The following is a 23,019-nucleotide window of genomic DNA, read 5'->3' as shown; positions in this document are numbered from 1 at the left end:
GCCGGCTCCATGCCGGGCGGCTTTTTTGCTATTTGGTACTGTCATGCAGCGGTAGCGCATGGCTGATAAAATGACTCACTCTTCTCCACGCACTTTTAAGGAAAAACAATGATCAAAGTTGGCATCGTCGGCGGCACCGGATATACCGGGGTAGAACTGCTGCGTTTGTTGGCAGTCCACCCGGATGTGGAACTGACGGCAATCACCTCGCGCAAAGAGGACGGCTTGCCAGTCGCTGATATGTTCCCTTCGCTGCGTGGCCGCGTGAACCTCAAATTCTCGTCGCCGGAAAACGCCGACCTGAGCAAGTGCGACGTGGTGTTCTTCGCCACCCCGCACGGCGTTGCCATGGCGCAGGCGCCCGAGCTGCTGAAAGCCGGCGTCAAGGTCATCGACCTGGCGGCCGATTTCCGCATCAAAGAGAAGGCTGTCTTCGAAAAATGGTACAAGATCGAGCACACCTGCCCGGACCTGCTGGAACAGGCAGCCTACGGCCTGGCCGAACTGAACCGCGAAGACATCAAGCAAGCCAAGCTGGTCGCCAATCCAGGCTGCTACCCAACCACCATGCAGCTGGGCTACTACCCGCTGCTGAAAGCCGGCGTGGTCGATGCCGGCTCGCTGATCGCCGACTGCAAGTCGGGCGTATCGGGCGCCGGCCGCAAGGCGGAAATCGGCACGCTGTTCTCGGAATCGTCGGACAACTTCAAGGCCTACGGCGTCGCCGGCCACCGTCATACGCCGGAAACCTCGGCCCAGTTGCAACGCTTCACCTCGGACAAAGTCAGCCTGGTCTTCACGCCGCACCTGGTGCCGATGATCCGTGGCATGCATTCGACGCTGTACGCGCGCCTGACCAAGGACGTCAGCAACGAAGAGCTGCAGCAATTGTTCGAAGAGCAATACAAGGACAGCGCTTTCGTTGACGTGATGCCGTTTGGCTCGCATCCTGAAACCCGTTCGACCCGTGGTTCCAACATGCTGCGCCTGGCGTTGCACCGTCCGGACAACGGCAACACCGTCATCGTGCTGGTGGTGCAGGACAACCTGGTCAAGGGCGCGTCCGGCCAGGCGGTACAGTGCATGAACCTGATGTTTGGCCTGGAAGAAACCACCGGTTTGACGCAAATTGCGCTGCTGCCTTGATCTAGCGCCTTGATTTTGTGCGCTTTATCATCAAATTTGAAGCTGGGCGGAGCAGGAAAATCGCCCAAGGTCTATAATGGCCCTAATTAGTTTTTCTCGTAGGAGTAAGAAATGAATGCTGTTGCTGAAATGCCAGCGCCTATCATCTTCACCGATAGCGCTGCTGAAAAAGTGGCCCAACTGATCGAAGAAGAAGGCAATCCCGACCTGAAACTGCGCGTATTCGTGCAGGGTGGCGGCTGCTCCGGCTTCCAGTACGGCTTTACCTTCGATGAAATCGTCAACGAAGACGACACCACCATGGTCAAGAACGGCGTCCAGCTGTTGATCGACTCGATGAGCTACCAGTACCTGGTGGGCGCAGAGATCGACTACAAGGACGACCTGGAAGGCGCGCAGTTCGTCATCAAGAATCCGACTGCCACCTCGACCTGCGGCTGCGGTTCGTCGTTCTCGGTTTAAGCTTCAGATTTCCCCGGAAACGGCGGCCTGCGGGTCGCCGTTTTTTTTTACCTGGGGGGAGCGGCTGCGCCGAGATCCTGCAATTGGTCGCCTGCCCGTGGCGCCACCAACGGGCTGATGGCGGAGCTGATCGAGGACCACATCAAGGAACACGTTGCCCATCCGGACGTCAGCGCGCAAGAACATGAGGATGCGGTCGAAGAACTGGTGGCCGTCGTGCGCACCTGTCTGAAATGAGGTCGGCCATGCATCTCGCTCACGATCACGTGTTTGACCATGGCAAGCAGGCCGCCGAGCGCGGCACCCGGCTGGTGATGTGGATTACCGCCGTCAACGACGGGACCAGGATCACGGACTTGATTGAAGTCAATTATCAGCCACAAACGTCAGGCTGACAGGTGTTGGCGTTTCGGCTGCCTCGCCAGTATCGGTCAGCAGGCCTGTCGCCGGATCGATACGGAAGACGTTCACCGTGCCGCTGCGTTGATGGGCGACCAGCAGCCAGCGGCCGGATGGATGGATCGCCATTCCCCATGGCGTCTCGCCACCAGAGGCGATGCGCTGCACGGGGCTAAGCTCTCCGCTTGCGGCGTTGACGCGATAAACCACCAGTGAGCGTTCGCCGCGATCTTCCACGTACACAAAGCGGCCATCAGGACTCAGCAGGATTTCGGCGCCGCTGCGGACGCCGGTGAAGTTGCCGCTGCTGGTGGGCAGCGTTTGCACTGGTGTCAGCAGGCCTTGCTGCGCATCCCAGCGCAGCGCCGTCACTTCGGCCGTCAGTTCGTTAAGCAGCCAGACAAAGCGGCCATCAGCACTGAATACCAGATGACGCGGCCCGCTGCCCGGTGGCGCGACATAAGCGCGGCTGGTGTCGCCGCCGGCCACCGATGGTGCGGTCGGGAACACATGGGCGGCCTGTGGCAGCGGCGATAGCGCATGTGTTGTGCGGTCGAAGGCGTAGATGAATACGCGGTCGGCGCCGAGGTCGGGTACGAGGGCGTAGCGGCCGGATGGATCGACGGCAGCGCTGTGCGCATGTGGACTGGCCTGGCGACGATGCGGGCCCGAGCCGCTGGCCTTGATGGTAGACACCAGTTCGCCCAGGCTGCCATCCGCATGCACGGCAATGCTCGCAGCCGAGCCAGCGCCAAAGTTTGCCGCCAGCAGCGTGCGCGATGGCGCATCCAGCCACAGATAGGTCGCGCCATTGCCGCCGGTGGGCGCCTCATTTAGCTTGCGTAGCGCGCCGCTGCTGCGGTCAATCGCAAAAGCCGTCACGCTGCCCGGTCGCGCGCTGTTGTCATCCACCGCATACAGCACCGGCAACTGCGGATGTGCGACCGTCCATGTTGGCCGCAAGCCCTCCGCCACTACGCCGACAGCACCAAGCTTGCCACTGTCCGCATCAAAGCGCAGCGCGCGCAGTTGGGTGCCCTGTGAGCCCACATAGACAAGATCCGCCTGCGCCAGCCCGGCGGAGAAGATCATCCAAACAGCAGCCAGACCATGCTTCATTGTTTCGCTCCAATGTGAACGGGAATTGTAGGCCGGAACAGCCGGTCACGGTGCAGCAGATCGGGAAATAAGCGGGTCCACCAAGCGGCAATCAGCAGCGTCGCCACCCCGCCGGCCAATAGTGCGCCAACAGGGCCTAGCCACTCCGCCGCCACACCGGCGCGAAACTGGCCAAGCTGATTGCTGGCCGCGATGCTGGTGGCATGCACCGCGCCGACGCGTCCACGCAAGCCATCATCGGTTTCGATCTGCACCACCGAATGCCGCAGCACCGTGCTGACCACATCGGCGGCGCCCAGCAAGGCCAGCACCAGCAAGGACGCAAGCAGATTGGTGCAGAACGCGAAGGCTATCGAGATCAACCCATACGCAAACACCGCGCCATACATGCGCTGGCCGATCTTGTGTTCCAGCGGCCAGCGTGTCATCAGCGCCGTCATCAGCAGGCCGCCGATCGCCGGTGCGGCGCGCAGCAGTCCCAGTCCCCAGGCACCAGTGTGCAGGATATCCTTGGCAAACATCGGCAACAACGGCATGCCGCCGCCAAGCAGTGTGGCGAACATATCGAGCGACATCGCGCCCAGTATCACTGGATTTTTGCGAATAAAGCCGATGCCGGCAAACATCGCGCCCAACGTGACGCGCTCGCGCATACGCACAACGGCGGGTGTCGCGATCAGCATCGCCATCACGGCGGAGAGGAGAAACGCCACGGCGCAAACTCCGTACACCAGCGCCGCGCCACCTGCGTACAGAAAACCACCCAGCGCCGGCCCGCTGATCATCGCCAGCTTGTTGACCGACGCATTGAGCGCCAAGGCCTGCGGCAATCCCGAAGCAGGCACCAGCGCCGGTATCAGCGCCTGCTGCGCTGGCAGTTGCAAGGAGCGCGCCACACCAATCAACACGCACACCAGCAGGATCGCCCCCGGCCCGGCCCAGCCGGCATGACTGCCCCACGCCAGCATCGCCGACGCCACGCCCTGCAAGGCCAGGCTGATGGCAAACACCACGCGCCGGTCGGCAGAATCGACCAGCAGCCCGGCCGGCACCGTCAGCAGCAGCGCCGGCACGAACTGCACCAGCCCGACCAGGCCGAGATACCAGCCGCTGGAGGTCAACTCATACATCTGCCAGCCCAGCGCCACCGCGATGATGTTATTGCCCATCACGCCAAGAAAGCGCGCGACGAGATAGTGCCGCATGGCGGCGGCCAGCTGTGTGCTCACAGAATCTCCGCACCTTGCTTGAACACCGCCACCGCCAGCACCAGCTGTGCCGCCTGACCTTTCAACTGCGCGGCTGCTTCGGCGCTTTCATCCACCAGCGCTGCGTTCTGCTGCGTCACGCGGTCCATCTGCGCCACTGCCTGGCCGATCTGGCCGACGCTGCTGCTCTGCTCATCGCTGGCCGCGCTGATTTCGGTGATGATATCCGCCACGCGGCCGATGGCAGCAACAATTTCCTCCATCGTCGCACCGGCTTCACCCACCAGCGCGCTGCCCTCGCTGGTCTGCGCCACGCTGGCGTTGATAAGTTCCTTGATTTCGTGTGCGGCAGTGGCGCTGCGCTGCGCCAGGTTGCGCACCTCGTTGGCGACCACCGCAAAGCCACGTCCCTGTTCACCTGCGCGCGCTGCTTCTACCGCCGCATTCAGCGCCAGGATATTGGTCTGGAAGGCGATGCCATCGATGACGCCGATAATGTCGGCAATGCGTGCGGAGCTCTGCTGGATGCCCTTCATGGTCGCGATGACCTGGTCGACCACCGCGCCGCCGCGCGCCGCCACCGAGGATGCGCCCAGCGCGAGCTGCCTGGCCTGGGCCGCGCTGTCCGCATTGGTGCGCACTGTCGTGCCCAATTGCTCCATGGTGGCGGCGGTTTGCTGCAATGCGCTGGCCTGCTGCTCGGTGCGTTCGCTGAGCGCCTGGCTGCCTTGTGCGATATCGGCGCTGGCGCTGGCCACGTTTTCCGAGTTGCTGCGCACATCCGACACTACTCGCGTCAGCGATCCTTGCATGTCGTTCAGCGCAGCCAGCAGCGGCGAGAACTCGTCGCGCGCATCATCGCGTACCGCGATGGTCAGGTCGCCATCGCGGACACGCTCGGCGACGGCTCTTGAGGCGGCCACGCGCCGGCCCAGCACCGCCGCCACATACCAGGACAACAATGCCAGGCCGATGATCGACACGCCGGTCAGTGTCAATAAAACATTGAGCGTACGCTGCGCTTCGACCACCACCTCGCCCAATTCATCGTGCAAGCTGCTGCCCTGAAGTTTGACGGCATCGCGCAGCGCTGCCAGCAGCTCGGTGCGGGCAGGCACGGTCTTATCCATCAGGAAGGCCAGTGCTTCCTCTTTCTGGCCGCCCTGGATCAGCCGCGTATCCTCGGCGGCCACGGCCCAAAAAGTCTCCAGCAACTGCGGCACCTTGGCGAAGCGCGCCCGTTCCTCGTCGGTCAGCAGGTTTTGCTGATACGCTTGCATGGCGGCGGTGATTTGCTGGCGCTTGTCGCCGATGCCAACCAGTTGCCGCCTCAATTCCTTCTCGTTGCGCGCGAGGATGGACTGGCGCAGCAGCAGCAGCACGCGCGTCACCTCCAGTTCCGTGGTGGACACGCGCTGCAACTGCGGCACGCGCAGGCTGTCGGTCTGACGTGCCAGCTCGATAACGTGGTTTAAATTGAAATAGGCGAAGACAGCCACGCCAGCAAACGCCAGCGACAGCGCACCGCATACCAGATGCAGGCGCCGTGCAATGCCGACGCCTTTATAGGAAAGTTGTCTCATGAAGCGAGAATAGTGGAAGGCTATATTTGCGTCTCTGTACAAAAATGACATTCACCGGTACTTTTTAACGCCTGCGACCGTAAAAAAGTACCAGCGATTTTCACTTTTGTTTAAGGACAGGGCCCGCCTCGGTGGCCATACTGTGTGTCATGGCCGGCGTTGTGTCCGGTCACACAACAACTACTAGGAGCACACATGGATCGCAGAAAAGTCCTTCGCCTGTTTGGCACGGCCGCCGTCGCAGCGCAGTTGCCGCTGGCCGTGGTCGCCAAGGCGGCGGAAGTGAAGAAAAAAGGCGTGATGCTGATGAACCGCATCGCACCTTCGGTGTCCGAGCTTTACATCGCCAACCTGGATGGCAGCAACGAGCGCAAGCTGCTGGCCGATTCCACCTTCGACTACAACGCCAGCCGCTCCCCGGATGGCAAGTGGCTGCTGTTCACTTCCGAACGCCGCGCTGACGGCCAGTCCGACATCTATCGCGCCCGCGCCGACGGCAGCGGCGCCGAAGTGCTGGTCAACACCGATTCCATGGAAGACGCCGGCGTGCTGTCACCGGATGGCAAAACACTGGCCTTCGTCTCCACCGCCAATGGCTACCGGGCCAATATTTGGGTGCGCGACATGGCCAGCGGCAAAGTGAAGCAGATCACCGGCATCGGCAACGTCAAAGGCAAGGATGGCAAGCCGGATTGCTACTTCCGCCCATCGTGGTCGCCGGATGGCAAATGGATCGCGCTGTCCAGTGACCGCGATACCGAATGGACCGGGCACGATAAGGGCCAGGGCTGGGAACACACGCAGGAACTGGCGATCTACATCATCCGCCCGGATGGCAGCGGTTTCCGCCAGGTGGTGGCGAAGAAGGGCTACTGCCTCGGCTCACCGCAATGGTCGCCGGATGGCAAGCGCATCGTGTTTTACGAGATGACGGTGGAAGCCACCTGGGGTGCACGTCGTCCGAACTACATCGGCAAGGCGTATTCGCAGATCGTGTCGGTCGATGCCGCCACCGGCAAGGACCGCGTCGAACACACCAGCGGCACTGACCTCAAGCTGCAACCGCAATACCTCAGCAATAGCGAAATCGGCTACCTGATCAAGTACGGCCCGAACGAAGGCCTGGCGTATACGTCGAACCGCCCGCCAGTAAAGCAGCCCTTCATACGCTCGCCAAGCTGGTCGGCCGAGGGCAAGTCGGTCATCTACGAGAAGGTGGCGTTCAAGCCGGTGCGCCCGCTGATGAAGCCTCTGTTCAGCTGGGATCCGGCATATGACTACCGCCACGTTGACGTCTACCCGCTGATGTCGCGCGACGGCTGGATCGTCTACACCGACAAGCAGCTTGGCAACAGCTCGATCTGGATCATGCGCCCGGACGGTTCGGACAAGCGCAAGGTATTCGAATCCAGCGGTCGTGGTCTCGATGAAGCCAAGGTGCGCATGGGGCTCGCTGGCGCCTTCCAGCCATGCTGGTCGCCGGATGGCGAATGGATCACCTTCGGCCTCGGTTACTGGTTCGCCGAGCGTAACACCATGACCGCCGGCATCTGGCGCGTGCGCCGCGATGGCAGCGACCTGGAGCAACTGACCGATGGCAAGCTGCACTCCGGCTTCCCGAGCTACTCGGCGGACGGCAAGGAAATCGTGTTCCGCGTCTGGAGCGCACAAGAGAAGGGCCTGCGCATCCTCAATCTGGAGACGCGCAAGACCCGCGTGCTGACCAACGGTATCGACAATCTGCCGGGCTGGTCGCCGGACGGCCAGCGCATCGTCTTCACACGCCGCCGCGATGATGGCAACTACGATGTCTACACCATCCGTCCGGACGGCAGCGATTTGTTCCGCGCCACTGACCACGAATCCAGCGATGGCCACGCCGTGTGGGCAGCCGATGGCCGCATCATGTGGAGCGGTTCGCAGCACGGCTTCCGCGACGAGGCGGCGCTGTACGAGCAGACCTTCCAGCAGTACGGCCAGATCTACGTGATGAATGCCGACGGCAGCAACAAGCGCATGCTGACCGACAGCCGCTGGGAAGATTCGATGCCTCTGTACCTGCCGTCGAATTAATTCTTCGACGTGGTACGGAACTGGCTGGGCGTTTGCCCGACTTCGCGGCGGAAGAAGCGTGTGAAATACGCCGCGTCGTCGAAGCCCAGCCGGAAGGCGATCTGCTCCACCGGCAGGTCGCTGAAGATCAGGCTGCGCTTGGCCTCGGTGACGATGCGCGAGTGAATCAGCTTGGTAGGGCTCTGTCCCAGTGCGGTGGAGCAGGCGGCACGCAACTGGGCCACCGACACTGCCATCATCGACGCATATTCCTGCAATCGCAAATTCTTTCCATAGTATTGGTTGACCAGATCACGGAAGCGTTCCGCCTGGCGCACATTGGCCGGATTGGCGCCTTCGTGCTCGAACTGGCCGGTGGGCATGGCGCGGATCAGCGTTAGCAGCAGCATGGTCAGCAGCGCTTCCAGCGCGGCGGCGCGGCCGACGGCGCTGGCCAGCATTTCCTGTTCCAGCCGGCGTATCAATTGATAAGACTCGCGCTCGACTTCCGGTGTGTAGGACAGCGGAATGATGCGTGGCCCGGACCACAGCTGCGTGAACTCCGGCAGCTTGGCGTTGATCTGCGCCAGGTAGCTGACTTCGATGGTCACCACCCAGCGGTCCTGGTCTACCTCGTAGTCAAGGCCGTGCACGCATTCGGTTGGCAGCAACAGGGCGCAGGGCCCGGAGAAAGGCGCGGTGGTGCCTTCCAGTTCGACCACACCACGGCCTTCGCGCACGAAGATCAGCTGACCGTATTCGGGATGGGTGTGCGGTTCGATTTTCCAGCGGCCGCGGTTGGCGACGTGGCCGACATGGACAAACCAGCTTTCGGCCTGGTGGCGTTCCACGTACAGCCGTAGCCTTGGAATCGGCGTCAGCGCGCCTTCTATCTTGGTCATCATCGCCGTCTCGTGAGCAATGATGACCATTCTATACCGAAGAGGCGCTGCGTTTGAGTTTGGGCTCATGCAGCTGCTGTTCGGCTGCAATCTGCGCTGGTGGCTTCAACAGGAAGCGCGCCAGCGCCGGCAGCAGCACCAGTGCGCCGATCATGTTGACGATGAACATAAACGCCAGCAGCACGCCCATGTCGGCCTGGAACTTGATCGGCGACAGTGCCCAGGTAGCGACACCGAGCGCCAGTGTCACGCCGGTCAGCATCACCACGCGGCCGGTGAACAGCAATGCGCGATGATAGGCTTGCGCCAGCGGCAGACCAAGCCGCATCTGTTGCAGCATGATGCTCAACACGTACAGCGCGTAGTCGATGCCAATGCCTACGCCCAGTGCCACCACCGGCAGCGTTGCCACCTTGAGGCCGATGTTCAGCCACACCATCAGCGCTTCCGCCAGTACCGAGGTCAGCATCAGCGGGAGGATGGCGCAGGCCACCGCGCGCCAGTCGCGGAAAGTGACGTAGGCTAGCACCAGCACGGCGGCGTAGACCAGCAACAGCATCTCGTGGTTGGCTTTTTCGACCACGGCGTTGGTGGCGGCTTCGAAACCAGCGTTGCCGGCGGCAAGCAGGAATTGCGCTTCCGGGCTGTCATTCTCTTTGGCGAAGGCTTCGACGGCGGCGCTGACACGGCGTAGTGTGGCAGCCTTGTGGTCGCTCAGGTAGACCTGCAATTGCAGCAGCGAGAAGTCCGGGTTGACCAGGCTGCGCGGCGCGCGCGAGCTGGCGGTGTTCAACGCGGCCTGATTCGGTTGCAGTTCGTACCAGCGCGGATTCCCTTCGTTCATGCCCACCGCGCTTTGCCGCGCCAGCGAGGCGACCGACTGCGTGGTTTCCACGCCTTCCACCTGTCGCAGTTGCCATTCCAGGTCATCCACCCGTTCCAGCACCGATAGTTTCATCGCACCTTGCACCGGCGTGCGCACCATGATTACCAGAACATCGCTACTGGTGCTGTAGTGCTGCGTGAGGTAGTGGTTGTCCTGATTGTAGCGGGAATCGGCACGCAGCTCCGGCGCGCCGGCATCAAGGTCGCCGACTTGCAACTGGCGGCTGGCATGCAGGCCGTAGGCGCCCAGCAGGGCAGCGATGGTGATCGTGGCCAGCGCCCAGCGCGGCTGGGTGAATTTGCACAGCCAGGTCCACAGCGTGCGGCGCTCATCGGCATGGCTGTCCGCCAGCGCGGCGCGCTTTGCGGCCCTGGCGCTGACGCCGGTGTAGCTGAGCAGCACCGGCAGCAGGATCAGGTTGGTGATGACCAGGATGGCGACGCCAAGGCTGGCGGTGATGGCGAGGCGGCGGATCGACTGGATGTCCAGCATCATCAGTACGGCAAAGCCGACGGCGTCGCAGGCCAGCGCGGTGAAGCCGGCCATGAACAGGCGGCGGAAGGTGTAGCGCGCGGCGACCAGGCGGTGCATGCCACGGCCGATGTCCTGCATGATGCCGTTCATTTTTTGCGCGCCGTGGCTCATGCCGATAGCGAATACCAGGAAGGGGACCAACACGGCGTAAGGATCGAGTGCGTAGCCGAGCATCGGCAACAGGCCGAGTTGCCAGATCACTGCGACCAGTGAGCAGGTCACCACCAGCAGCGTGCTGCGGATGCAGCGCGTGTACCAGTAGACGATGGCGGTGACGATGGCTGCGGCCAGGGCGAAGAAGGCCAGCACTTGTAGCAGTCCTTCAAGCAGGTCTCCTGCGACTTTGGCGAAGCCGGTGATGTGGATCTCGATGCTGTCGGCATGGTATTTTGCGCGCAGTTGTTCCAGCACTTGCGACAGGGCGGCGTAATCGAGTTCCTTGCCGTTTTCGTCACGCTCCGCGAGAGGAACGATCAGGGCGCTGGACTGGAAGTCGCGCGCAACCAGTTGACCGACTTCGCCGGAGCGTTCGATATTGAGGCGCACGCGGGCCAGCGCGCCTGCCGAGCCATCGTAGTCGTCGGGGATAACGGTGCCGCCTTCGAAACCGCGTTCGGTGACGGCAGTCCAGCGCGTGGACGGCGTCCATAGGGATTTGAGCTGGCCGCGCACGACGCCGGGCAGCAGGAACAAGTCGTCGTTGATATGGCGCAGGGTGTCGAGGTAGTGCTGGTCGAGAATGCTGCCGTTGCCTTTGTGCTCGACCACGATGCGCAGGCTGTTGGCTTGCGAGACCAGCTTCTTGCGTTCGGACAGATAGTTTTGCAGATAAGGGTGATTCATCGGCAGCATGCCGTCGAAGCTGGCGTTGGGAACGATGCGGCTGGCTTGCCAGCCAAGCAGCACCGTCACCAGCAGGCAGAACGCCAGCAGCACGCGGCGATAGCCGAACACGAAGCGCTCCAGGCGATTGCCGGAGTTGGGATCGAAGGGAGCGTGATTCTGATGCGAGGTGTTCATGGCTTTGCGGCTTTAGAAGTAAGGGCTGGCGTGGCGCGGCTGGAAGGGGCGCCGTCCGTCGTTGCGGTCGCACTGGTGGCGGGGAGGCGCAGCAGGCCGCGTGTGCCGGTGATGATGAGCGTGCCGTTCGGCGCGACGGTGGCACCGGTGAACGGGAAACGGGTCTTCAGCGGCAGCGCGGTAAAGCTTTGTCCCTGGTCCTTGCTGGCGACAATCTGGCCGGCGGAGCCGAGCAGCAGCACGGTGTTATCCGGCAGTTGCAGGCCGGTGATCAGCGAGGCGTCGACTGGTGTCTGCACCTCGGTCCAATCGGCGCCCGCTTCGCCACTGCGATAGACTTTGCCGCGCAATCCATACAGCATCAGCGTGCCCTGGCGGGTAGTAAGGCCGCCAAACAGGCTGCCGCTGGCTGGTGATGTTTGTGCGGCGAACGCTGCACCAGGCGTGGCGGTGCGCAGTAACACGCCTTGTTCGCCAAACAGATATTGTTCCTGCTGGCGTTCGGCGATGCCGTAGTAGGTGGCGCCGTTTGGATTCGGCAGGTTCTTCATCAGGGCCTGCCAGGTCTTGCCGTCGTCCGCGCTGGAGTAGGCCAGTCCGTAGGCGCCAACAGCCAGCACCGAGCCATCGACTTGCAGGCGCAGGTCGAGGAAGGGCTTGTCGGCGCCTTCGTCCACCAGGCGGTGAGCGTCTTCCAGCAGCAGGTTCAGAGGATGCTCGGCGTCGTTGGGATCTGGCTTGGCGGCGTCCCATGCGGCTTGCGCGGCCTGCTCTGCCAGGGCAGCGGCCTGCTGGCCATCGAAGACGCGCTTCCAGCTTGTGCCACCATCGGTGCTGCGCAGGATCGCTCCCATATTGCCGACTGCCCAGCCGTCACGCTCATTGACGAAGCGCAGCGCGGTCAGCGTGACGCTGACCGGTACTTGCGCTTGTGTCCAGTGATGGCCGGAGTCGTCCGAATAGATGATGAGCCCACGTTCACCGGCCGCCACCAGGCGGTTGCCGGCGCGGACCACCGCCATCAGGTTGGCCTGCTCCGGCCGTGCCACCTTCAGTGCCGGCCGCTGCAACGCAGCCGGCAGCGCCTTGGCCGCAGCCGTCGCGCTGCTGGCGCCGCACCAGCCAGCAGCGCAAGCCGCCAGCATTGCGGCCGCTGGCAGTCGATGTTTGATGCTGAACGGCTTCATATCAGCGCACGCCGCCGCTGGCCAGCGCGCTGGAGGTGAACTTGCTCAGCTGCCTGGCGTCGTAGTCCTGATACGACACGCCGCCGGTCTCGTTGATCGCCGCCGCATACACCCAGCCGCCGGACAGCAAGTCGTACCAGGTGTAGCTCAAGGTGCTGGCCGATGGCTCATCGCCGGCAAGCAGCGTATAGGCCTGGCCGGTCTTCCACAGCTTGCCCTGTGCATCCCAGGTATCGGCCAGCACGGCTTGCCAGGTATCTTCGTCCAGATACAGGCGGCGCTTGGCTGCAACGTTGCGTTTGCCGTTGGCCAGTGACGCCTCCAGCACCCACACGCGATGCAGTTCCCAGCGCACCGCATCCGGATTCAGCGTGCCCTTGCCGATCACCGCATTTACCGGCTTGCGGAACAAACCATTGTTGTTATATGGGATGTAGATCTCCTTCTTGCCCATCAGTTTGACCTCATAACGATCCTGCGCGCCAATGAACAGGTTCACATCGTCGAAGTTGGCCAGGCCGGCGGCGGAGGCATCCGGCGTGTCGTACACCAGCGACGGCGACTTGCGCACGCGTCGCTGGCCCGGCACGTATTGCCAGCCGTCCTTCGGCCTGGTGTAGTTGTCGACATAGTCGATGGTCATCAACGCCTGGCCGGCGTTGGCTGGCGGTTCGGTGACATCCAGGCGAGCGCGTGCCCACTCACCGCTGAAACCATCCGGCTTGCCTTTCGGGTCATAGTACGGATACGCCAGGTTGGTGCGCTGGCGATTGGTCAGCACGCGATCGCCGCCGGAGGTCATCACGTATTTGTCGGCGGTGAAGGTGGTCAGCTGGCCGCGATAGCTCAGCATGTGATTCCACAAGGCCTCATGACCATTCTTCGGTACCGGGAACGGAATGCCGCCATAAGCACCTTCCACAGTGAGGCCGCCGTTGGTCAGCTTGGCGCGCGTGGCGTTGGCGGCCACCGCATCGTAGATCGCCTGCGAGAACACCGCGCTGCGGTGCGATGGATAGACATCGATACGCATGCCCGGCCATTTCGCCAGCAGCGCCCTGGTGCCGTCACTCAGCTTGTCCGCATACTGCGCGACATTGGCCGCATTAATCGCCAGCACCGGCTTCTCGCTGGCGTAAGGGTCAGGACGCTTGTTGTCCGCGCCCGGTTTGGTGTCGACGGCCTTGCCGTCCCATGCCGGAATGCTGCCATCCTTGTTGCCGGCGCGTTCCGCGCCCATCGGCGTCAGCGCACCGGATTTCAGGTTGGGGGCCTGTGCCGCAGCGGTGGCGACGATGGAGGCCAGGCCGAGTGCCAGCCAGGTGCTGATATTCTTTTTCATCTTGATGTCTCCTCTTGATCAGAAGCTGGTTTGCAGGCTGAAACGCACATAGTCGCGATCCAGCAGCGGTTGGCTGGTGGCCTTGCCGCGATAATTGATGAAGGTCAGGTTGGCGATGTACCTGGTCAGGTAAGTGCCGGTCACACCGACCGCGATCTCGCCGCCCTTGTCCGGGCTGCCGGAGAACGGAAACGCGGTGTCAATCACCGAGCGCCCCTTGAACGACCAGCCCACATTGACCGGCACGCTCAAATCCAGTCCGGATGCCACCTGATACCAGGTCGGCGTCACAACAATGCGGCCGCCGTAGCTGGTGGTATTGAGTGCGGTGTCGACCTTGGCGGCGTTTTCCTTCACGCTGTTCAGATGATTGGCCGACAGCTCGCCAACCACCGCCAAACCATCCCACGCGCCCGTTGCGCCGCTGACGATGGTGGTGGACAGGTTGAGGTGCGAAGTACGGCCGGTAGGATAAGGCGTATTGTCGTTCAGCCAGGCGGCAGTCTGGCCGACCGGCAGCACTACCGTGCCTTGCTTGGCCACCAGCGGCTGGCCGTCACGCACCGACACCTCCAGGCCAACGTTGGCGATGCCTACCAGGCGCGAGATGCTGGCGCCGAAAGCGCGCACGCCATTCGGCACGGCCAGGTAATAACGCTGCGTCGCCGCTTGCGTTACCACCTGCGTGGAAGCGTCGTTGTAGCGCGTGGCGTAGAAGCCCAGGTCGGCGTCCAGCGTCTCGCTGCGGGTGTTCAGCGCGAAGCCGAAGTTGTTCGGCAGGTCGCCTTTGACCAGTCCCATTTTCTTCAGTTTCAGCGGACCGGCGTACATCGATTCGGCGCCGTCGCCCAGCATGTCGGTCGCGCTCAGGTAGCTGCCGGCCGGATGCAGGCGGGTAGGGCGGTACTTGAACTGTACATAAGCTTCGACGCTGGTGTCATTGGTTAGCTGCAGGGTGCTGGACAGCTGCGGCACAGGAATCGTGGTTTCCTTGGCCTGCGTGCCTGGAATCGACAGCTTGTACAGGTCGATCGGCGCCATGCCCTTGGCCATGCCGTTCATGCCGAAGAACAGCGTGGTGCCCCAGATCAGCGAGTGCTGACCGAGGCGGTAGGACAGCGTCGCGTCGCCGATCTGGTTGCGGCCAAAGACAAACCAGTCCAGCATCTCGGCGTTGCGGCCGGCGATGCGCTGTGTCTCCGGCGAGAACTGGTTGGCCGGGCGGCTGACGTTGTTGCTGCTGCTGGCGTAGTTGGCCGTGGCGCGGTTGTACACCGAGTCATACCATGCCGCGCCGCTCAGGCGCAGGCCAAAGCCGTCCTTCTGGATGTCGAACTCGGTCAGCAGGTCGTAGCGACTCGAAATCAGGCCGGTACTGAAGTTGCGGTCACCATCGTCGTTATTGACTTTCGTGGCGCCGGTAATCAGTGCTGGGTCACGCGCTTCGACGCGCGCGCCGGCACTGTACTTGAGGGTATTATCCCAGCGAATTTGCCATTCGCCGCCGGGATTCAGGTCTGCTGCATGGACTGTGGCGCCCGTCATCATCGTGGCGATGGCGGATGCGATTGCTGCTTTTTTCATTTTGTCTCCGTTGTTTTAGTTTTTGAACGGGCACTGCTTTTTATCCGAGGCTGCCGGTGATGTCGTCGAACAGTTCGTCGACCGACAGGCGTCGCGGGATAATTTTTTGATCGAGGGCCCAGTCAATCGCCATCTGGATGCCCTTGCGGTTGGCTTCCAGCCCGATCGGCGGGAAGATGGCCGGCACGCCGCCCTCTGCCTGTTGGCGGCCCTGGATAAGCATTCGGTAGATTTCGCGCACCACGTCCGGATTCTTCTTCGACACGTCTGCATGGACGACGAAGAAGTGATTGACCGGCACGACGCCTTCGCGTTCGAACCATTTGATGGCGGCGTTGTGCGCGTCCGGCACCAGCGTGCGCACGCGCTCGTCCTTCGGCATGTCTTCGCCGAGCAGGGCGGCCGCCAGTTCGCCTTTCATCATCATGTCGGGGATCGACGCGCCGGCGGGCAGACGTACGCAGTTGGAGGGATCGCTGTATTCGGCCAGGTGGCCATCCCCCAGCGTGCGCCAGATCACCTTGTCCAGGTCGACGCCGTACTCGTGGCGCAGGATGCCGCGTATCCACAGCGCGGTGGTTTGCGTATAGGTACGCACGCCGACCTCGCGGCCTTCAATGTCTTTCGGATCGAGGTGGCCGAAATCGATATTGAAGCCTGCGCAGTGGTGCTGGAAGCGACCGGAGATCGGCGCCGGCAGCAGCACGTAAGGCTTGCCGTAGGCTTTCGCTTGCAGGAAGGTGACAATGGCCAGTTCGCCGGCATCGAATTTGTTTTCGCGCACCATGGCCTTGAAGCCGTTGTGCGCCGGCGTCGGGCCGCAGAAATCCAGCTTGACGATGTCTGACGAAACGCGGCCGTCCAGCAGAGCCTTGCTTACTTTGTATTCGGAGAGATTGGTGCGTAATACGGTGGTCATAGGGGTTCCTTGGTTAGTACAGGCGGACTTCGATCAGGGTCGGGCCTTGTTCGCGCGCGGAGTTCACCATCGCCTTGTGGAAGCCTTCGGCGGTGTCGACGGAGACGGCGGGTACGCCCATGCTCGTAGCCATGGCCAGCCAGTCGATGCGAGGCTTGTCGATGTCGATCATCGCCAGCGCTTGCGGGCCGGGGGCACCGGCGCCCATGTTGGCGTATTCTGCTTTCAGGATGGCGTAGCTGTTGTTGGCAAAGATGATGGTGGTGACGTTCAGTCCTTCACGCGCTTGCGTCCACAGCGACTGGATGGTGTACATGGCGCTGCCGTCGCCGACCATGCAGAACACGCGCCGGTCCGGGCAGGCAAGTGCGGCGCCGGTGGCGACCGGCGTGCCATAGCCGATAGAACCGCCCATGTTGTTGATCAGGTCATGCGGCGCGGCGCCGACAGTCAGGCCCATGGTTTCGCGGCCGGTGGTCAGCGATTCATCGACCAGGATGCAGTGCTCGGGCAGCGCGGCGGCCAGGGCGGCGGCGATGCTGGCCGGGTTCAGCGCGCCTTGTGGCGCGATGGCTTCGGCGCGTGGTTGCAGCACCGCTTTTGTCGTGCTGGCGTCCAGTGCGTACAGCAGCATTTGCAGGGCGGCGGCGCTGTCTTCGTCGGCTTCGCTCAGCGCGTGAACCGTGGTGCCGGGAGCTTTCAGCAGCGACGGTTTGTCCGGGTAGCTGAAGAAGGCGATCGGTTCGGTGGTTTCCAGCGTGATGATGTGCTTGAAGCCTTTGAGGAATTCCAGCGCCTGTGGCACAGCGTAGGGAATGCGTTCCAGCGTGACGCGGCCGGCGCCGCGCTCGATGCGGGAGGTGAAGAACTGCGTCGCCAGGCGGCAACCGGTGGCGGCTTTCAGCTTGCCGGCCAGTTCCACTGCTTCGCCGCGCGTGGCGCGGTTGGCCAGTATGACCAGCGTCGGCTCGCCGGAGCGCAGCACCTTGGCGATAGCCTCCACCCGTGCTGGCTCGGGACGTTTTATCTGTGGCGCGTCAGGCACGCCGGCCGGCGTGCCACGCCAGGCGCTAGCATCGGCGGGAAGTGGGCTGGCTTCCTGCCACGATGCATCGCCGGGCAGCAGTAGCGTGGCAATCTTGCCGGGATGCTCGCTGGCTTTCCCGATAGCCGTACTGACGTCCCAAGCCACGGAATGCGGCGACTCGACACGGCGCACCCAATGGCTGAGTGGCCGGGCGAGGCCTTCAATGTCCGACGTCAGCGGCGGATCATATTTCAGGTGCGATGCCGAATGCTCGCCGACGATGTTCACCATGCCGGACGACGCGCGTTTGGCGTTGTGGATATTCGCCAGCCCATTCGCCAGGCCGGGGCCCAGGTGCAGCAGCGTGGAAGCCGGCGTGCCCTTCATGCGGTAGTAGCCATCCGCCGCACCGGTACAGACGCCTTCGAACAGGCACAACACGCTGCGCATGCGCGGATTCTCCAGCGCCTTCAGGAAGTGCATTTCCGAGGTGCCAGGATTGGCGAAGCAGATATCGACACCCTGATCAGTCAGCGTCTTGACCAGGCTTTCGGCGCCGTTCATCTTAGTACCCCGCCATTTCGCGCGCCTTGCCGATCACGCCGTAGCTGCGCTGCGGCGCCGACATCAGGAAGCTATATCCTTCCTTCAGCAGACGCTCGTAATTGTTGGCGGTGACGTGCGGGTTGCCGACCTTGACACCGTGCTTGTGGCAAGTCGCGACAATTTGCCCCATGGCGGCCAGCACCTCCGGGTGATCATACTGGCGCGCCAGGCCCAGTTCCTGCGACAGATCCCCTTCGCCGATCAGCACGAAACCGATACCCGGTACATTGGCCAGCATGTCGTCCAGGTTCTGGATCGCCTGCGTCGATTCGATCATCAGGCCGCACAGGATTTCGCCTTGCGGCGCCAGCGGCCACACGTCGGCCCTGGCGTAATACTCCTGCTGCGTCAGGCCCCAGTAGCGCGAGGCGTTCATCGGGCCATCGCCACGCACGCCTTTCGGCTCGTACAGCGGCGCGTTCTTCGGCCGCGCGTAACGGCACGACGCCACCGCGTTATACGCCTGCTCCACGGTCGCCACGTGCGGCGTGATGACACCATACACACCACGATCCAGCACCTGCTTGGCGAACGACTGATTCATCTCGACGCCATTGGCCGGAATACGCGCCAGCGGCGTCACTTGCGGCGCTAGCGAGCCAGCGGTGGCGATCTGCTTGCGGTTCAACAGGTACTGCAGCGAATCGCCCAGCGCCGAAACGTCGTAGGGATTGTGCTCCATCTCGAACACGATGCCGTCATACGGCGCGTCGCTCATGTCGATGGCGGACTGCTTGTCGATCTTGGAGAAGGCGGTGAAAGCGACCTTGCCTTGTTCCCAGGCGCGGATGATGCCATTCAGGCGGATATTGCTCATGATGTTCCTCGTAATCTGTCAGTTATTGTTCGGCGTTCCAGTACATGAAGCCCATGCCTTCGCCAGTACCGGCGGCAGTGCGCCAGCAAGGGACGTAATCCACCACGGTCATTTCGGCGCCGGTTTCTTCCACGGCTTTCATCACGCTGACATACAGCTTGATTTCCGAGGTGCCGGACTGGTAGTAACCGTCGGGAATGGCGGCCAGGCCTTGGTAGTCGTACTCGCCCAGCATCTTCATGACCTTGTGGTCGAATTCCTCGTCGTTGACGAAGTGCGATAGGCCGCCGGAGGCGAAGATGCCAACCCGGACATCCTCCGGCCAGGCCTTGACCGCATCCCGCAGCACGCGGCCGAACTCGATGCAGCGCGCCATGGATGGCTGCGTCGGCGGATAGAAGCAGTTCATGATGATCGGCACATGCGGCGGCGGATTGTCATCCATGATCTGGTGGTAGACAAAGCTGTAGGCGTGCGGCGCCACCGGATAATCCGGCAGGGGTTTCATCCAGACGTTGTCCGGCCACTGGAACAGGTCGGTCAGGTCGAAGCCCTCTTTCTGGAAGCTGTCGATCAGGTGCTTGGCCAGGCCAGGATGGCACTGGTGCGTTACATGATGGTCCGGCGCATACACCGAGCGTTGCGGCGGGCCGTTATGCACTTCCTCACCGCTGTAGATCGCGATCGACGGCGAGAAGTCGAGGAATATCTCCTTCTGGTCTTTGCCGAGGATGATCGCCACATCGATCTTTGCGTCCCGGTAGGCTTGCGCCATCTTGTCCAGCGCAGTGCGGCAGCGGGCGGCGCGCTCGGTGCGTTCTTCGATGGTCAGGTATTGTTCGAACGCTGCTGCGCGGTGCGCTTCCAGTTCCGGATAAGTCCAGGTGCGGTTGCGGAACCATAGTTCCGGATTATTGCGATCACGTTCGCCGTTTTTCAGCCAGTCTTCCGGAGCCTGGCCGAGCATGCCACTATGCGGCACTGCCATGCCGAATACGATTTTTGCCATGAGTATTCCTTAGTAGATTTTTCGTACGACGCTTCAGGCGATTGCCCCGGTCGTTTTAGCGGCAGCTTCTTCATCGGCGACTTTGGGCGCCCATTTGCGCTGCAGCAGGATCAGCGTGCTTGCCGCGCCGATCAGCAGGATCACGAAGATCACCATCATCGGCAGGTTGTAATTGCCGCTGGTGTGCAGCAGCCAGCCGGAGACTGTTGCAGAGATGCCGCCAGCAAGACTGGTAGCCACCTGCTGCACGCCGGTGTTCAAGCCGATGGCTTGCTTGGGGATCAGCGTCAGCTTGCACAGCGCCAGGTTGTTGGCGGTGACGAGCCCCAGCAGCGACAACGACAGCACGTTCCAGAACAGCGCCGCTTCCAGCGATGTCGCATACACGCCAAACAGCACGCTGCTGCCGCCGATAAAGCCGGCGATGATGAAAGCCTTGCGCACCTTGACCGCGTCGTGGCCGCGAGCGATGACCCGGTCCGCGCCCCAGCCGGCCAGCGTGGCGACAATGGCGATGCCGGCGAAGCTGACGAAGGTGTACAGGCCCGAAGACGACAGCGACAAGCCACGTTGCTCGACCAGGTAAGCCGGCATCCACGTCATGCAATAGAAAGTGAAGTAACCGTAACAGAAGTTGTTGATCATGCCGCCCCAGACGACCGGGCTGGCCAGCAGGTTGCCAACCGTGACCGACGACGCCTTGCGCTTGTTGACCGCCAGTTCCGCTTTGGTCGGAAAGTCATTCCGCACCAGCAGCAGCCATGGTGCTAGCCACAGCAGGCCAACCAGGCCGGTGGCCACAAACATGAACTGCCACGAGTAGTTGACGATGATCCAGGCGGCGATCGGCGCGCCGATCGCCGGACCGAACTTGCCGCCCATGGTGAACAGGCCGACCGCCAGTCCCTTCTGGCTCTCGTCGAAATTACTGCCGATCCAGCGGTAGCTGGCCGGGATGACGACCGCTTCGGCCGCGCCGATGATCAGGCGCATCAGGATTAGCGCCGACAACGCAGTGACCATGCCGGTCAGCGTAGCGGCGGCGCACCAGGCCACAAAGCAGATGGTGTACGGCCACTTGACGCCGTAGCGGTCGACCACCCAGCCCATTGGCATTTGCATCAGGCCATAGGTCCAGAAGAAGGCCGAGTTGAGCCAGCCGCGCTCCACGCTGGTCAGCGCGAACTCCTGCACGAAGCCCTTGTCGGCCAGCGCGGACGACAGGCTGGTACGGTCGACGAACGAGATCAGCAGGCCGATCGCCAGCAGCGCGAGGATGGGCCATGGACTGCTGGCGCCGTGCCGTTTGTTATGAGGTGTCTCCATGTTCTTCTTTCTGCTCAGGCCAGCGATGGGTACAGCTGCTTGGCGGTTTTCTCGAAGATCCAGGCACGGTCTTCATCGCTTAGCGAGGCCAGGCCATTTTGCGCCGTGGCGAGGATTTCCGCCAGCGTGCCGGGCGAGGTCGGAAAGTTCGAACCCCACGCCAGGCGCTGTGCGCCGAACGCTTTCACCACGGCCGGGAAGAAAGTCTCGGCGCCGGCCTTTTCCTTCCTCACATCGCCAAAGATGCGCGGTGTCAGCTTGAAGTAGATATTTTCCAGCGGCGCCAGGTCGAACATCGATTTGGCATTGGCGTACGGAGGACCATCCAGCACGTCCGGACGGCCCAGGTGGTCGAGGATGATTTTGACTTTCGGGAAGCGCTTGGCCAGCGCAGTCACTTGCGGCAGGCCGATCGGCCCGGTCTGGATGCACATCGGAATATTCAGTTCCGCGCACAGTTCCCACGCAGGGAAAGAGCGCGGATCATCCAGTTCGCTCGGATCGAACTCCTTGGTGCTGCCGCCGGTGAACAGGCGCAGGCCGGCCAGGCCACGGTCCTTCCATTCGATGATGCGCTGTGTGGCGTCTTCCGCCAGCACGTCGACCGAGCCGACCGCGACCAGGCGGTCCTTGTACTTGTTGCAGCCGTCGACCACATAGCTGTTGTCGAAGCCGTAGGTGGTGGACGAGTGGACCACGGCGGCCTTGGCCACGCCAGCGGCGTCCATGGCGGCGATCAGCGCTTCCACGCTGCTGGGGCGTTCCTGCGACCAGTCGGAGCGCTTGCCGAACAGCGGCGCCGGTGGATAGGCATTCTCATCATCCGAGATGATGTGCGGGTGGATGTCTACGATGGAGGTCATGATTATTTACCTTGTGCTTTCAGGCGTTGATCCAGGCGCGGGAACACGCGGCGTGCGTTGCCTTCAAAGATTTTGTAGCGGTCTTCGTCGGTCAGCGAAGCGATGCCGTCGACATAGCGCTTGGTGTCGTCGAAGTAGTGGCCGGTGCACGGGTCTTTGCCGCGCACCGCACCGATCATCTCGGAACCAAACAGCACATTGTCGGCCGGGATCACCTTGGTCAGCAGTTCGACGCCTGGCTGGTGGTAGACGCAAGTATCGAAGAAGACGTTATTCAGCAGGCCTTCCAGCGGGCGCTCCATCATCTCCAGCGACATGCCGCGGTAACGGCCCCAGTGATACGGCACGGCGCCGCCGCCATGTGGAATGATCAGGCGCAGGGTAGGGAAGTCCTTGAACAGGTTCGATTGCAGGATCTGCATGAACACCGAGGTATCGGCGTTCAGATAATGGGCGCCGGTGCCGTGGAAGCATGGGTTGCACGAAGCGGCGACGTGGATCATGGCCGGCACATCAAGGTCGCACAGCGCTTCGAACAGCGGATACCATTCCTTGTCGGTGACCGGTGTGCCGGTCCAGTAGCCGCCGGTCGGATCAGGATTCAGGTTGCAGCCGACGAAGCCCAGTTCCTCGATGCAGCGGCGCAGCTCGGGGACGCTGTTCTTCGGCGGTGCCAGTGGCGACTGCGGCAGCTGGCACACCGGCGCGAAATTATCCGGGTACATTTCGGTGACGCGGTGTACCAGGTCGTTCGAGATTTCCGCCCACTCGATGCTGGTGCGCTCGTTGCCGAGGTGGTGGCTCATCAGACCGGCGATCGGCGAGAACAGCGTCAGGTCGCCGCCGCGTTCCTGTTGCAGCTTTAGCTGGCCGCCGCCGACCGCTTCGCGGATCTGATCGTCGGAAACGAAGGCCTCGGCGCGCGATGGGCCATTGGCTGGATTGTTGGCGAATTCCACCTGCCTGGCGCGGAAGTCGCGGAAGGATTTGGGGACGGTCGTGAAGTGACCGTGGCAATCGATAATCAT

General features: G+C 62.5%; 20 protein-coding genes. 5 read left to right on the top strand and 15 right to left on the bottom strand.

Going from position 1 to position 23,019, the window contains the following annotated elements:
- Positions 1-108: 108 nt before the first annotated feature.
- The 4 genes from argC to BLS51_RS29760 all read left to right on the top strand — a co-directional run bounded on the left by argC (position 109) and on the right by BLS51_RS29760 (position 2,003).
- The gene (gene argC, locus BLS51_RS19750; RefSeq protein WP_090186980.1) at positions 109-1,146 is read left to right on the top strand and encodes an N-acetyl-gamma-glutamyl-phosphate reductase; all 1,038 of its coding nucleotides are present in this window, start codon (positions 109-111) and stop codon (positions 1,144-1,146) included.
- Positions 1,147-1,257: 111 nt separating this feature from the next.
- The gene (erpA, locus tag BLS51_RS19745) at positions 1,258-1,608 is read left to right on the top strand and encodes an iron-sulfur cluster insertion protein ErpA (protein WP_090186976.1); all 351 of its coding nucleotides are present in this window, start codon (positions 1,258-1,260) and stop codon (positions 1,606-1,608) included.
- Between the two features lie 27 nt (positions 1,609-1,635).
- Positions 1,636-1,845, top strand: coding sequence for a metal-sensing transcriptional repressor (locus BLS51_RS30460; RefSeq protein ID WP_307188159.1), 210 nt, complete (start codon positions 1,636-1,638; stop codon positions 1,843-1,845).
- A gap of 8 nt (positions 1,846-1,853) precedes the next feature.
- Positions 1,854-2,003: a hypothetical protein gene (locus BLS51_RS29760; RefSeq protein WP_175472632.1), complete on the top strand. Its 150-nt coding sequence runs from the start codon at positions 1,854-1,856 to the stop codon at positions 2,001-2,003.
- Here BLS51_RS29760 and BLS51_RS19740 read toward each other — a convergent pair.
- Genes BLS51_RS19740 through BLS51_RS30535 form a run of 3 tightly spaced genes read right to left on the bottom strand, consistent with a single transcriptional unit; the run spans position 1,975 to position 5,917 of the window.
- Positions 1,975-3,126, bottom strand: coding sequence for a lactonase family protein (locus BLS51_RS19740; protein ID WP_090186973.1), 1,152 nt, complete (start codon positions 3,124-3,126; stop codon positions 1,975-1,977). The genes BLS51_RS29760 and BLS51_RS19740 overlap by 29 nt on opposite strands.
- A complete protein-coding gene (locus tag BLS51_RS19735; RefSeq protein WP_229207649.1) occupies positions 3,123-4,355 on the bottom strand; it encodes an MFS transporter in 1,233 nt (410 codons plus the stop codon). The genes BLS51_RS19740 and BLS51_RS19735 overlap by 4 nt, the downstream gene beginning before the upstream one ends.
- Entirely contained in the window at positions 4,352-5,917 is a 1,566-nt protein-coding gene (locus BLS51_RS30535) for a methyl-accepting chemotaxis protein (RefSeq protein WP_090186970.1), read from the bottom strand. Before BLS51_RS30535 ends, BLS51_RS19735 begins: the two co-directional genes overlap by 4 nt.
- 195 nt (positions 5,918-6,112) lie before the next feature.
- On the opposite strand from BLS51_RS30535, the gene BLS51_RS19725 reads away from it, so the two are divergent.
- A complete protein-coding gene (locus BLS51_RS19725) occupies positions 6,113-7,990 on the top strand; it encodes a PD40 domain-containing protein (RefSeq protein WP_090186967.1) in 1,878 nt (625 codons plus the stop codon).
- Here the strand turns inward: BLS51_RS19725 and BLS51_RS19720 are convergent.
- Genes BLS51_RS19720 through BLS51_RS19665 form a run of 12 tightly spaced genes read right to left on the bottom strand, consistent with a single transcriptional unit; the run spans position 7,987 to position 23,019 of the window.
- Positions 7,987-8,874, bottom strand: coding sequence for a helix-turn-helix domain-containing protein (locus tag BLS51_RS19720; RefSeq protein WP_229207648.1), 888 nt, complete (start codon positions 8,872-8,874; stop codon positions 7,987-7,989). The genes BLS51_RS19725 and BLS51_RS19720 overlap by 4 nt on opposite strands.
- 28 nt (positions 8,875-8,902) lie before the next feature.
- Complete coding sequence (locus BLS51_RS19715; protein ID WP_090186961.1) at positions 8,903-11,311, bottom strand: efflux RND transporter permease subunit; 2,409 nt, start codon at positions 11,309-11,311, stop codon at positions 8,903-8,905.
- Positions 11,308-12,498 (bottom strand): WD40/YVTN/BNR-like repeat-containing protein, encoded by a 1,191-nt coding sequence (locus BLS51_RS19710; protein WP_090186958.1) that lies wholly within the window; start codon positions 12,496-12,498, stop codon positions 11,308-11,310. The genes BLS51_RS19715 and BLS51_RS19710 overlap by 4 nt, the downstream gene beginning before the upstream one ends.
- Position 12,499: 1 nt before the next feature.
- On the bottom strand, positions 12,500-13,840 hold the full coding sequence (locus tag BLS51_RS19705) for a DUF1329 domain-containing protein (RefSeq protein ID WP_090186955.1): 1,341 nt from the start codon (positions 13,838-13,840) through the stop codon (positions 12,500-12,502).
- A gap of 18 nt (positions 13,841-13,858) precedes the next feature.
- Positions 13,859-15,424 carry a DUF1302 domain-containing protein gene (locus BLS51_RS19700; RefSeq protein WP_229207647.1) on the bottom strand — a complete coding sequence of 522 codons (1,566 nt, stop codon included), beginning with the start codon at positions 15,422-15,424 and terminating at the stop codon, positions 13,859-13,861.
- A gap of 40 nt (positions 15,425-15,464) precedes the next feature.
- On the bottom strand, positions 15,465-16,343 hold the full coding sequence (locus BLS51_RS19695; protein ID WP_090186952.1) for a substrate-binding domain-containing protein: 879 nt from the start codon (positions 16,341-16,343) through the stop codon (positions 15,465-15,467).
- 13 nt (positions 16,344-16,356) lie between these two features.
- On the bottom strand, positions 16,357-17,934 hold the full coding sequence (locus tag BLS51_RS19690) for an acetolactate synthase large subunit (protein WP_090186948.1): 1,578 nt from the start codon (positions 17,932-17,934) through the stop codon (positions 16,357-16,359).
- 1 nt (position 17,935) lies between these two features.
- Complete coding sequence (locus BLS51_RS19685; protein ID WP_090186945.1) at positions 17,936-18,793, bottom strand: HpcH/HpaI aldolase family protein; 858 nt, start codon at positions 18,791-18,793, stop codon at positions 17,936-17,938.
- A gap of 22 nt (positions 18,794-18,815) precedes the next feature.
- Complete coding sequence (locus BLS51_RS19680; protein ID WP_090186941.1) at positions 18,816-19,802, bottom strand: DODA-type extradiol aromatic ring-opening family dioxygenase; 987 nt, start codon at positions 19,800-19,802, stop codon at positions 18,816-18,818.
- A gap of 33 nt (positions 19,803-19,835) precedes the next feature.
- Positions 19,836-21,128: an MFS transporter gene (locus BLS51_RS19675; RefSeq protein ID WP_090186936.1), complete on the bottom strand. Its 1,293-nt coding sequence runs from the start codon at positions 21,126-21,128 to the stop codon at positions 19,836-19,838.
- A gap of 14 nt (positions 21,129-21,142) precedes the next feature.
- Positions 21,143-21,991, bottom strand: coding sequence for an amidohydrolase family protein (locus tag BLS51_RS19670; RefSeq protein ID WP_090186932.1), 849 nt, complete (start codon positions 21,989-21,991; stop codon positions 21,143-21,145).
- A gap of 2 nt (positions 21,992-21,993) precedes the next feature.
- A complete protein-coding gene (locus tag BLS51_RS19665; protein WP_090186929.1) occupies positions 21,994-23,019 on the bottom strand; it encodes an amidohydrolase family protein in 1,026 nt (341 codons plus the stop codon).

Origin of the sequence: Duganella sp. OV510 (assembly GCF_900100205.1) — a bacterium.
Lineage (GTDB): Bacteria > Pseudomonadota > Gammaproteobacteria > Burkholderiales > Burkholderiaceae_D > Rugamonas.
Note: the sequence above shows the minus strand (reverse complement) of the source record. Positions and strands in the feature narration are given on the sequence as shown.

Coding starts and splice junctions, on each gene's coding strand:
- argC (WP_090186980.1), top strand. CDS start 109: ATGATCAAAGTTGGCATCGTCGGCGGCACCGGATATACCGGGGTAGAA.
- erpA (WP_090186976.1), top strand. CDS start 1,258: ATGAATGCTGTTGCTGAAATGCCAGCGCCTATCATCTTCACCGATAGC.
- BLS51_RS29760 (WP_175472632.1), top strand. CDS start 1,854: ATGCATCTCGCTCACGATCACGTGTTTGACCATGGCAAGCAGGCCGCC.
- BLS51_RS19740 (WP_090186973.1), bottom strand. CDS start 3,126: ATGAAGCATGGTCTGGCTGCTGTTTGGATGATCTTCTCCGCCGGGCTG.
- BLS51_RS30535 (WP_090186970.1), bottom strand. CDS start 5,917: ATGAGACAACTTTCCTATAAAGGCGTCGGCATTGCACGGCGCCTGCAT.
- BLS51_RS19725 (WP_090186967.1), top strand. CDS start 6,113: ATGGATCGCAGAAAAGTCCTTCGCCTGTTTGGCACGGCCGCCGTCGCA.
- BLS51_RS19720 (WP_229207648.1), bottom strand. CDS start 8,874: ATGATGACCAAGATAGAAGGCGCGCTGACGCCGATTCCAAGGCTACGG.
- BLS51_RS19715 (WP_090186961.1), bottom strand. CDS start 11,311: ATGAACACCTCGCATCAGAATCACGCTCCCTTCGATCCCAACTCCGGC.
- BLS51_RS19710 (WP_090186958.1), bottom strand. CDS start 12,498: ATGAAGCCGTTCAGCATCAAACATCGACTGCCAGCGGCCGCAATGCTG.
- BLS51_RS19705 (WP_090186955.1), bottom strand. CDS start 13,840: ATGAAAAAGAATATCAGCACCTGGCTGGCACTCGGCCTGGCCTCCATC.
- BLS51_RS19700 (WP_229207647.1), bottom strand. CDS start 15,424: ATGAAAAAAGCAGCAATCGCATCCGCCATCGCCACGATGATGACGGGC.
- BLS51_RS19695 (WP_090186952.1), bottom strand. CDS start 16,343: ATGACCACCGTATTACGCACCAATCTCTCCGAATACAAAGTAAGCAAG.
- BLS51_RS19690 (WP_090186948.1), bottom strand. CDS start 17,934: ATGAACGGCGCCGAAAGCCTGGTCAAGACGCTGACTGATCAGGGTGTC.
- BLS51_RS19685 (WP_090186945.1), bottom strand. CDS start 18,793: ATGAGCAATATCCGCCTGAATGGCATCATCCGCGCCTGGGAACAAGGC.
- BLS51_RS19680 (WP_090186941.1), bottom strand. CDS start 19,802: ATGGCAAAAATCGTATTCGGCATGGCAGTGCCGCATAGTGGCATGCTC.
- BLS51_RS19675 (WP_090186936.1), bottom strand. CDS start 21,128: ATGGAGACACCTCATAACAAACGGCACGGCGCCAGCAGTCCATGGCCC.
- BLS51_RS19670 (WP_090186932.1), bottom strand. CDS start 21,991: ATGACCTCCATCGTAGACATCCACCCGCACATCATCTCGGATGATGAG.
- BLS51_RS19665 (WP_090186929.1), bottom strand. CDS start 23,019: ATGATTATCGATTGCCACGGTCACTTCACGACCGTCCCCAAATCCTTC.